The sequence below is a fragment of the Actinomadura darangshiensis genome, assembly GCF_004349235.1.
GTDB classification, from domain to species: Bacteria; Actinomycetota; Actinomycetes; order Streptosporangiales; family Streptosporangiaceae; genus Spirillospora; species Spirillospora darangshiensis.
This window is the reverse complement of sequence record NZ_SMKY01000316.1, coordinates 1-10,035: the sequence shown is the minus strand read 5'-3', so window position 1 is coordinate 10,035 and position 10,035 is coordinate 1. Positions and strand designations below refer to the sequence as shown.

Below are 10,035 nucleotides of genomic sequence, written 5' to 3'. Positions count from 1 at the left end.
CGGCCCTCCCTCGCAGCTGCCCATCAGGGGGACGACATGCGGCAGATCATGATCGTGGCGGTGGCCGCGCTGGCGGCGGCGGTCCTGGCGTGCGCCGGCGCCATCGCGTTCATCAAGCTGAACCCGGGGGAGTCGCACGACGCCGGCAACGTCGCGCAGACCCACTCGTCCGCACCGGCCGCGCCGAGCGGGACGCCCGCGCAGAAGCAGGCACCGGCGCCGAGGCCGACCGTGACCGTCACCGAACCGAGGACCGTGCAGCCGGAACCGCAGACACCGGACTACGGCGACGCGGACGGCAACTTCCTGTCGATGATCGCCGCGGACGGGATCAAGGCCCCGGACGACTGGGCGATCGAGGCCGGCAACGCGACCTGCGGCGAGGACTACGACTCCGCCTACCGGTACCTGACCGACGGCGGGATCTACGACTACCACGTCCAGACGTTCCTGGACGACTGGACGATCACGCACGGCGGCTGCTGAGTAGATCGTCTAGGTTTGCCCCATGAGCGATTCAGTGGCGGTGGGGCTGGTCGGGGCGGGGCACTGGGCCGAGATCGTGCACGCGCCGACGCTGGCGGCGGGACCGTCGACGCGGCTCGCGGGCGTGTGGGCGCGGCGGCCGGAGGCGTCCGCGGAGCTGGCCGGCAGGCACGGCGCGCCCTCGTTCGAGCGGATCGAGGAGCTGTTCGACGCCTGCGAGGCCGTGGCGTTCTCCGTCCCGCCGGACGTCCAGGCCGATTACGCCGCCCAGGCCGCGCGCGCGGGCAAGGCCGTGCTGCTGGAGAAGCCCCTCGCCATGGACCTGGACGGCGCGCGCAGCGTCGCGGGCGCCATCGCCGAGGCGGGCGTCGTCTCGCAGATGGTGCTCACGCTGCGGTACTCGCGCGCCGCCCGCGCCTTCCTCGACCGGGCCCGGGAACTGGAACCGTTCGGCGGCTACGGCTCGTTCGTCTCGTCCGTCCTGAGCGGCGGGCCGTTCGCCACCCCGTGGCGGCTGGAGAAGGGCGCGCTGCTCGACCTCGGCCCGCACATCGTCGACCTGCTGGACGCCTCGCTCGGCCGCGTCGCCGGCGTCCGCGCGCACGGCGACCCGCTCGGCTGGCTGGGGCTGACGCTGGAGCACGAGGGCGGCGCGGTCAGCCAGGCGTCGGTGTCGATGGCGGGCATGGGGGAGCTGCCGCCCGCCCGCGTCGAGGTCTACGGGCGCAAGGGACACGCGCTGCTCGACTGGTCGCAGCTCGGCGACGACGCGTTCGCGACGATGGTCTCGGAGTTCGCCGCGTCGGTGCGCGGCGGGCCCGCGCCCGCGCTGGACGCCGCGCACGGCCTGCGGATTCAAGAAATCCTTGCCTCGGCGGAGGCCCAGCTGACGGAGGCATAGGCCGACGCCTGCCATGCTGGGGGGATGGCTCGCACCATCGATGAGATCCTCGCCGACGCCCGCGGCCGGCTGGCCCGCGTCCACCCCGACCAGGCCCACGCCGAGTCGCGCGACGGCGCGGTGCTGGTCGACATCCGCCCGGCCGCCCAGCGGGCGGACGAGGGCGAGGTGCCCGGCGCGCTGATCGTCGAGCGCAACGTCCTGGAATGGCGCTTCGACCCGTCCTCGGCCGCCCGGCTGCCCGAGGCCACCGGCCACGACCTGCGCGTCATCGTGCTGTGCTCGGAGGGCTACACCTCCAGCCTCGCCGCCGCGGCGCTGCACGACCTCGGGCTTACCCGCGCCACGGACATCGTGGGCGGCTTCCAGGCGTGGCGCGCCGCCGGCCTGCCGACCGCCGGCGGAGCCGGGTCGGACGGCCGGTGACCCCCCCTGAGTTGGGGTCTTAACATCCTTGGTGTTAATTCCTGACCTGTCAACGTCCAGGTCGGGATCTTCGCTGCCCACATCGGCTTGAACATGGTCGCCCGGCGTGCGCGAGCCCGGTCTGTGTGAACGTCGTTCGTTAGATCTAACGTCCACCGACGTTCATGTATTGACTTTTCTAACGTTTCTGGTGTTACGTTCTCATCGCGGTGGCCGCCGTCACCCGCTCGCGCGGGCCGCCGCATCGGCTCCACCGCCCCTCCCCACGGGCGCATCACCGAGGAGAACTCAGTGCAGAAGCTTTCTCTCCGGACGGCCGCCGCGGCGGCCGCGGCCCTCGCCGTGCTGGCCCCGGCCGCGGCGTGCTCGTCCAAGAGCCCGGCGTCCGGCGGCGGCGACGCGAAGAACGCCAAGGTCGCGTTCCTGATGCCCGACATCGCCTCGACCCGCTACGAGCTGTACGACGCCCCGCTGTTCAAGGCCAAGATGAAGCAGCTGTGCTCCGGCTGCTCGGTGCTCTACCAGAACGCGGGCGCGGACGCCTCCAAGCAGCAGCAGGCCAGCTCGGTGCTCGCGCAGGGCGTCAAGGTGATCGTGATCGACCCGGTCGACTCGGCCGCGGCGGCCTCGATCGTCCGGATGGCGCAGTCGCGGGACGTGAAGGTCATCGCCTACGACCGCCCGATCCCGAAGGCCAAGGCCGACTACTACGTCTCGTTCGACAACGAGAAGATCGGCGCGATGATCGGCAAGTCGCTGGTCGACCACCTCAAGGAGACCAAGGCCGACGGCGGGATCCTGGAGGTCAACGGCTCGCCGACGGACGCCGCCGCGAACCTGATCAAGAAGGGCATCCACAGCTCGGTCGACCCGAGCGGGTTCAAGCTGCTCGCCGAGTACGACACGCCCGGCTGGGAGCCCGCGAAGGCGCAGCAGTGGGTCAGCGGCCAGATCAGCAAGTTCCGCGGTCAGATCGCGGGCGTCGTCGCCGCGAACGACGGCACCGGCGGCGCGTCCGTCGCCGCGTTCAAGGCCGCCGGCGTGGACGTCCCGCCGGTGACCGGCAACGACGCCGAGCTGGCCGCCGCGCAGCGGATCATCGCCGGCGACCAGTACAACACCATCTCCAAGCCGATCAAGATCGTCGCGGAGGCCGCCGCGAACGCCGCCCACGAGCTGGCCCAGGGCGAGGCGCCGAAGGGCAACGCGACGCTGTTCGGCACCCCGTCGGAGCTGTTCACCCCGACCGTCGTCACCAAGGACAACATCGGCAAGGTCCTGCTCGGCCCGGACGGTGCCCTGAAGACCGACAAGGTCTGCACCTCCGAGTACGCGTCGGCCTGCGCGAAGCTCGGCCTCAAGTAGGAAACGCCCATGTCACCATCGCCCACTCCACCGTCCGGCGCGGCGGGCTCGCTGCTGTCGCTGCGCGGCGTCAGCAAGTCGTTCGGCGCGGTCGCCGCGCTCACCGACGTCGCCCTGGACGTCGCCGCCGGCGAGGTCGTCGCCCTCGTCGGCGACAACGGCGCCGGCAAGTCCACCCTGGTGAAGGTCCTGTCCGGCGTCCACGCGCCGGACGCCGGCACCATCACCTTCGAGTCGCGGGAGGTGAGCGTCCCGACCCCGGCCGCGGCGCAGCAGCTCGGCATCGCGACGGTCTTCCAGGACCTCGCGCTCTGCGAGAACCTCAACGTGATCGAGAACCTGTTCCTCGGCCGCGAGATGCGGGCGCTGCGGCTGGACGACGTCGCGATGGAGGTCCGCTCCCGCGAGCTGCTCACCCAGCTGTCGGCGAAGATCCCGGCGGTGGACGTGCCGGTCGCCGCGCTGTCGGGCGGCCAGCGGCAGACGGTGGCGATCGCCCGGTCGCTGCTCGGCGACCCCAAGGTCATCATCCTGGACGAGCCGACCGCCGCGCTCGGCGTCGCGCAGACCGCCGAGGTGCTCAACCTGATCGAGCGGCTCAAGGAGCGCGGCCACGGCGTCCTCATGATCAGCCACAACATGGCGGACGTGACGGCCGTCGCCGACACCGTCGCCGTGCTCCGCCTCGGCCGCAACAACGGCGTGTTCGACGCCCGGACGACGTCCGCCGAGGAACTGGTCGCCGCGATCACCGGCGCCACCGACAACGTGGTGAGCCGCCGCGCCGGCAAGGGCCGTCCCGAAGCCGAGGACGCGCCGGACGACGCGCCGGAAGACGACACGCCGGACGGGGACGCCGCCGCCGAGCGGGTCGTCCTGAAGAAGGGAGCCGGCGATGAGTGACCTCATGGCGCCGCCGGAGCTGAAGTCGGGGCCGCCGGGACCATCCGGCGCAGGGGGCCTGCGCGGCGCGCTGGCGGCGATGGCCGACCGGGTCCGCGGCGGCGACCTCGGCGTGGCGCCGGTCGTCGGCGGGCTGGTCGTGATCTGGACCGTGATGCAGATCCTCAACCCGGTATTCCTGTCCAGCGCCAACCTGGTCAACCTGGCGCTGGAGTGCGTGCCCGTCGGCGTGATCGCGCTCGGCGTGGTGTTCATGCTGCTGGTCGGGCAGATCGACCTGTCGGTGGGGTCGATCAGCGGGCTCAGCGCCGCCGTCGTCGCGGTGCTGTTCGTCGACCACGGCTGGCCGTCCTGGCTGGCGATCCTCGCGGCGCTGGTGCTCGCGGTCGCGCTCGGCTGGTTCTACGCGCAGGTGTTCAACCGGCTCGGCGTCCCCAGCTTCGTGATCACGCTGGCCGGGCTGCTCGGCTGGCTCGGCCTGCAGCTGTGGATCCTCGGCCCCAAGGGGTCGATCAACCTGCCGTTCGACTCCCGGCTGGTGACGTTCGCGCAGCTCGACTTCCTCCCGCCGTGGCTCGCGTACACGCTGGTCGCCGCCGGCGCGGCCGCCCTGTACCTGACCGGGCACAACCGCGCGTCGCAGCGCCGCAAGGCCGGGCTGCCCGCGACGTCCGAGCGGACGCTGGTCGTCCGCAGCGCCGCGCTGCTGGCCGGCCTCGGCGTGGCGGTCTGGTACCTGAACCGGGACCGCGGCGTCGGCTGGATGTTCGTGCTGTTCGTCGGCCTGGTCCTGGTGACGCACTACGCCCTGTCCCGGACGAAGTACGGCAAGTCGATGTACGCGGTCGGCGGCAACGTCGAGGCGGCCCGGCGCGCCGGCATCAACGTCAAGACGATCTACACCTCGGCGTTCGTCATGTGCACCGCGCTCGCCGCGTTCGGCGGGATCCTCGCGGCGGCCCGGCTGGCGGCGGCCAACCAGAGCAGCGGCGGCGGCGACGTCAACCTGAACGCGATCGCGGCGGCCGTCATCGGCGGGACGAGCCTGTTCGGCGGGCGCGGCAACGCGTTCGCGGCGATGCTCGGCATCCTGGTCATCCAGTCGATCTCCAGCGGGCTGACGCTGCTGAACCTCGACTCGTCCTACCGCTTCATGGTCACCGGCGCCGTGCTGCTGCTGGCCGTGGCGCTGGACTCGGTCGCCCGCCGGTCCCGCGCCACGCACGGCCGCGCGTGACAGAGCGCGTGACCACGGCGATGGGACCACCACACAACGGACGGGGGAGCCGATGACGGTCGTCTGCGTCGACGCGGGCACCACGATGATCAAGGCGGTGGGATACGCGGGGGACGGCACGGAACTGGCCGTCGTCCGGCGGCCCACCGAGGTGACGCGGCCAGCGCCGGGCCACGCCGAGCAGGACATGGGGTCGGTCTGGCGGGCCGTCGCGGACGCGGTCCGCGACGTGCTCGCCCAGGTCGGCACCGATGTCGACTTCCTGGCCCTGACCGCGCAGGGCGACGGAAGCTGGCTGGTGGACGGCGACGGCGCCCCCACCGGCCCGGCGATCCTGTGGAACGACGGGCGCGCCGCCGCGTCCGTCGAGCGCTGGGCGGCGGCCGGGGTGCTGGAGGAGGCGTTCCGCGTCAACGGGTCGCTGCACTTCGCGGGCCTGCCGCACGCGATCCTGACCTGGCTGCGCGAGCGCGACCCGGACCGGATCGCCCGCTCGGCGGCGTCCCTGACCTGCGGCGGCTGGATCTTCTCCCGCCTCACCGGGGAGATCGCCGTGGACGGCTCGGACGCGTCCGCCCCCTTCCTGGACATCGCCGCCCTCCGCTACTCAGGCGACCTCTTCCGCCTCTACGACATGGAGTGGGCGCGGCGCCTGCTCCCCGACCTGCGCGGCGACGACCGGCGCGTCGCCCCGCTGACCGAGGGCGCCGCGTCCGAGCTGGGCCTGCCGGCCGGGCTGCCCGTCGTCCTCGCGCCGTACGACATCGCCTCCACCGCCATCGGCGTCGGCGCGGTCGACACCGGCCAGGCCTGCACGATCCTCGGCACGACGCTGTGCACGGAGATGGTCGTGGACGGCCCGCGCCTCGGCGGCGAACCGTCCGGCCTCACGGTCGCGATGGGACTGCCCGGCCGCTACCTGCGGGCGTTCCCGACGCTCGCCGGCGGCCAGGTCATCGACTGGGCCTGCCGCGTGCTCGGCCTCACCGCCCCCGCCGAGCTCGCCGAACTCGCGGCCCAGGCCCCGCCGGGCGCGGACGGGCTGATGTTCCTGCCGTACCTGTCGCCCGCCGGTGAGCGCGCCCCCTTCCTCGACCCGCAGGCGCGCGGAGCGTTCCACGGCCTGACCGTCGACCACGAGCGCGAGCATCTCGCGCGGGCCGTCCTCGAAGGGCTGAGCCTGGTGGTGCGCGACTGCCTGACCGCGGCCGAGACCCGTCCCACCGAGCTGCGGGTGAGCGGCGGCGGCTCGGCGAGCCCGATCTGGATGAGGATGCTCGCCGACGTCACGGGCGTCCCGGTGGTGCGGTCCGCCGACACCGAAGCGGGGGCGCGCGGCGCGTTCATCATCGGGCTCCTGTCCACCGGACGGGCCACCGGCGCCCGCGAGGCGGCCGACGCCCACGTCCATCCCGGCGACACCTACGCACCCGACCCTGGACGGGCGGCCCGGTACGCCGAGACCTACGAGGACTTCCTGGCCGTCCGCACCGCCACGGCGCCCGCATGGCGCACCCTCGCCGCCGCCCGAGCCCGCACCGCCCCGGACGGCGGCGCCCGGTGACCGTCCGGAACGAGGACGTCTGGGTCGGAATCGATCTTGGGACGCAGAGCGTGCGCGCGCTGGTCGTCACCGCCTCGGGCGACGTGGCCGGCGCGGGCACCCGGGCGTTGACCGGACGACGGGACGGGCCCCGGCACGAGCAGGACCCCGAGGACTGGTGGACGGCGGTGAGCGCCGCGTGCCGGGAGGCGCTGCGGGACGTCCCGCCAGAGGCGGTTCAGGCCGTCGCCGTCGACGGGACGTCCGGCACCATCCTGCTCACCGATGACGACGGGCGGCCGCTGACCGCGGCCCTCATGTACGACGACACGCGGGCAGCCGAGTACGTCGAGCAGGTGAACGACGCCGGCGGCGAGGTGTGGCGGAAGCTCGGCTACCAGCGCATGCAGCCCGCCTGGGCGCTGCCGAAGCTGCTGTGGCTTCTGGAAGACCACGGGGGCGACGGCGCCCGGCTCGCGCATCAGGCCGACTTCGTCAACCGCCGCCTGACCGGGCATGCGGTGGCGGCGGATCTCAGCAACGCGTTGAAGACCGGAGCCGATCTCGTCGCCGAGGCCTGGCCGGGCGAGGCCTTCGACGCGCTGGGCGTCCCGGCCGACGTGCTCCCGCCTCTGGAACGGTCCGGGACGCCGCTGGGGACGGTCTGCGCGCGCGCCGCCGACGCGACCGGCATCCCGGCGGGAACGCCGGTCATCGCTGGGGCGACCGACGGGTGCGCCGCCCAGCTCGGCACCGGGCGGCTGGCCGTCGGCTCCTGGAACTCCGTCCTCGGGACGACGCTGGTCCTCAAGGGCGTCACCGACGACCTCGTCCACGACCCGTTCGGCGTCGTCTACTCGCACAAGGCGCCCGACGGGCGGTGGCTGCCGGGCGGCGCGTCCAGCACGGGGGCTGGCGCGATCTCCCGGGACTTCCCCGGCCGGGACCTCGCCGACCTGGACCGCCGTGCGGCCGGTCACGAGCCCGCCGCGGCGCTGGCGTACCCGCTGGTCCCGGCGGGGGAGCGGTTCCCGTTCCTCGCGCCGGACGCCCGCGGGTTCCGGCTGGACGGGACCGGCGACGAGGCCGACGACTTCGCCGCCGTCCTGCAGGGCGTCGGCTACCTGGAACGGCTCTGCTTCGACCACCTCGACCTGCTCGGCGCCCCCACCGGAGGCGACCTGACCCTGACGGGCGGCGCCGCGCGCAGCGAGTACTGGTGCCGGCTGCGCGCCGACATCCTCGGGCGCCCCGTCGTGCTGCCCCGGCAGGCCGAGCCCGCGCTCGGCGCCGCCGTCCTCGCCGCGTCGCCGGGCCGCGACGTCGCGGAGGTCGCCGGCCGGATGGTCGCCGTCCGGACGGTGATCGACCCGCGTCCGGGCAGGACCGGCGTGTTCGACGGCCCCTACCTGCGCCTGGTCGGTGAGCTGGAACGGCGCGGCTGGCTGCCCGCCGAGACCGCCGCGCACGCACGCGAGAGGACATCCCGATGACCCGCCTCATCCTCGTCCGGCACGGGGAGACCGAATGGCACGCCGACAACCGGTACGCCGGGGTCAGCGACGTCGCGCTGACCCCCCGCGGCCTGGACCAGGCCCGATTGCTCGCCGTGTGGGCGGCGACGGCCGGCCTGGACGCGGTGTGGTGCTCGGACCTGTCGCGCTCCCGGCTGACCGCGGCGCCTTCCGCGGAGGCCGCCGGCACGGAACCCCACGTCGACGAACGGCTCCGGGAGCTGGACTTCGGGCACGGCGAGGGCCTCACCCGCGCGGAGATGGAGCGGAAGTTCCCCGACGAGCTGCGCGCGTTCCTGGCGGACCCCGTCGCCCACCACCTGCCCGGCGGCGAGGACCCGGCCGCGGTCGCGCGCCGCTACACCGGCTGCCTCGACGACATCGCCCGGCGGCACCCCGGCGGCCGCGTCCTCGTCGTCGCGCACTCCACCGCCATCCGGCTCGCGCTGTGCCGGCTGCTGGGGATGCCGCTCAAGGACTACCGGCGGCGGTTCCCGTCGCTGGGCAACTGCGCACTGACCGAGATACGGCTCCGGGACGGCGAGGCCGCCCTGCTGGAGTTCAACACCCGACTGGAGCGATGAATGAGTACCCGCGTGCTCGCGGCCGGTGACCTTTTCGTCCGCAACGAGCTGTTCGTCGACGCGCTGCGCGCGGAGACACTGCGCGCCGGGACGTCCGGCGACCTGGCCTTCTCGGAGCTCACGCTGCCGTGGCCGGTGGAGCCGTTCGGACGCGTCGCCGAAGTGGACGAGGCGTCCGGGACCGAGGAGCAGCTCATCGAGGCGCTGCGCGGCGCCGAGGTCTGCGTCACCCAGATGGCGCCGCTGACCAGGCGGATCCTGGAGGCGTCCCCGGATCTGCGGCTGTTCGGCATCAGCCGCGGCGGACCCGTCAACGCCAACCTGGAGGCGGCCACCGAGCACGGCGTGGCCGTCTGCTTCGCGCCCGGCCGCAACGCCGGCGCTACCGCCGAGCACACCCTCGGGCTGATCCTCGCCGCGGTGCGGCGCATCCCGCAGACGCACGTCGACCTCATGGCGGGGCAGTGGCGCGGCGACTACTACCGCTACGACGACGTCGGCATCGAGATCCGCGGCAGCACCGCGGGGCTCATCGGCTGCGGCGCGGTCGGCCGCCGCGTCGCCCGGGCGCTGGCCGCGCTCGGCGCCCGCGTCCTCGTCCACGACCCCTACCTGGACGACCTCGGCGACCTGGCGGGCATCGCCGAACCGGTGACGCTGGACGAGCTGCTGGCACGCGCGCAGATCGTCTCCCTGCACGCCCGCGCGACCCCGGAGACCATCGGGATGATCGGCGCCAGGCAGATCGCCGCGCTGGCGCCCGGATCGATCATCGTCAACTGCGCCCGCGGGTCGCTGCTCGACTACGAGGCGGTGTGCGACGCGGCCGAGTCCGGGCACCTGTTCGCCGCCGCGTTCGACGTCTTCCCCGAGGAGCCCATCCCGGCCGGATCGCGGCTGCTGACCACGCCGAACATCATCGTCACACCGCACCTGGCCGGGGCCAGCAAGCAGACCGCCGCCAACGCGGCGAGCATCATCGCCGGGGACGTCGGCCGCCACCTGCGCGGCGAGCCCCTCGCCCACTGCGCCAACCCCGAGGTGCCGGCGGCCGCCCGGCCTGCCCGCCCCTGAGA

At 73.7% G+C, this 10,035-nt stretch carries 10 protein-coding genes; all 10 read left to right on the top strand.

Translation table 11 applies throughout. The features are described 5' to 3' along the window. Positions 1–486: hypothetical protein (locus E1293_RS39540; RefSeq protein ID WP_207939368.1), on the top strand; the 486-nt coding region annotated here is incomplete at its 5' end. A 22-nt stretch (positions 487–508) separates the two neighbouring features. Next, positions 509–1,387, top strand: coding sequence for a Gfo/Idh/MocA family protein (locus E1293_RS39535; RefSeq protein WP_132204030.1), 879 nt, complete (start codon positions 509–511; stop codon positions 1,385–1,387). Between the two features lie 24 nt (positions 1,388–1,411). Continuing rightward, positions 1,412–1,813, top strand: coding sequence for a rhodanese-like domain-containing protein (locus tag E1293_RS39530; protein WP_132204028.1), 402 nt, complete (start codon positions 1,412–1,414; stop codon positions 1,811–1,813). Between the two features lie 291 nt (positions 1,814–2,104). After that, positions 2,105–3,178, top strand: a complete 1,074-nt coding sequence (locus tag E1293_RS39525; protein WP_207939367.1) for a substrate-binding domain-containing protein — start codon at positions 2,105–2,107, stop codon at positions 3,176–3,178. Positions 3,179–3,187: 9 nt separating this feature from the next. Continuing rightward, positions 3,188–4,081 (top strand): ATP-binding cassette domain-containing protein, encoded by an 894-nt coding sequence (locus E1293_RS39520; RefSeq protein WP_132204026.1) that lies wholly within the window; start codon positions 3,188–3,190, stop codon positions 4,079–4,081. Further along, entirely contained in the window at positions 4,074–5,318 is a 1,245-nt protein-coding gene (locus E1293_RS39515; RefSeq protein ID WP_207939366.1) for a sugar ABC transporter permease, read from the top strand. Before E1293_RS39520 ends, E1293_RS39515 begins: the two co-directional genes overlap by 8 nt. A 52-nt stretch (positions 5,319–5,370) precedes the next feature. Then, the gene (locus tag E1293_RS39510) at positions 5,371–6,882 is read left to right on the top strand and encodes an FGGY-family carbohydrate kinase (protein ID WP_132204024.1); all 1,512 of its coding nucleotides are present in this window, start codon (positions 5,371–5,373) and stop codon (positions 6,880–6,882) included. Continuing rightward, on the top strand, positions 6,879–8,354 hold the full coding sequence (locus E1293_RS39505; protein ID WP_132204022.1) for an FGGY-family carbohydrate kinase: 1,476 nt from the start codon (positions 6,879–6,881) through the stop codon (positions 8,352–8,354). Before E1293_RS39510 ends, E1293_RS39505 begins: the two co-directional genes overlap by 4 nt. Then, entirely contained in the window at positions 8,351–8,959 is a 609-nt protein-coding gene (locus tag E1293_RS39500) for a histidine phosphatase family protein (protein WP_132204020.1), read from the top strand. The genes E1293_RS39505 and E1293_RS39500 overlap by 4 nt, the downstream gene beginning before the upstream one ends. Next, positions 8,960–10,033, top strand: a complete 1,074-nt coding sequence (locus tag E1293_RS39495) for a 2-hydroxyacid dehydrogenase (protein WP_132204018.1) — start codon at positions 8,960–8,962, stop codon at positions 10,031–10,033. Positions 10,034–10,035: the final 2 nt, after the last annotated feature.

Coding starts and splice junctions, on each gene's coding strand:
- E1293_RS39500 (WP_132204020.1), top strand. CDS start 8,351: ATGACCCGCCTCATCCTCGTCCGGCACGGGGAGACCGAATGGCACGCC.
- E1293_RS39495 (WP_132204018.1), top strand. CDS start 8,960: ATGAGTACCCGCGTGCTCGCGGCCGGTGACCTTTTCGTCCGCAACGAG.
- E1293_RS39535 (WP_132204030.1), top strand. CDS start 509: ATGAGCGATTCAGTGGCGGTGGGGCTGGTCGGGGCGGGGCACTGGGCC.
- E1293_RS39510 (WP_132204024.1), top strand. CDS start 5,371: ATGACGGTCGTCTGCGTCGACGCGGGCACCACGATGATCAAGGCGGTG.
- E1293_RS39515 (WP_207939366.1), top strand. CDS start 4,074: ATGAGTGACCTCATGGCGCCGCCGGAGCTGAAGTCGGGGCCGCCGGGA.
- E1293_RS39520 (WP_132204026.1), top strand. CDS start 3,188: ATGTCACCATCGCCCACTCCACCGTCCGGCGCGGCGGGCTCGCTGCTG.
- E1293_RS39530 (WP_132204028.1), top strand. CDS start 1,412: ATGGCTCGCACCATCGATGAGATCCTCGCCGACGCCCGCGGCCGGCTG.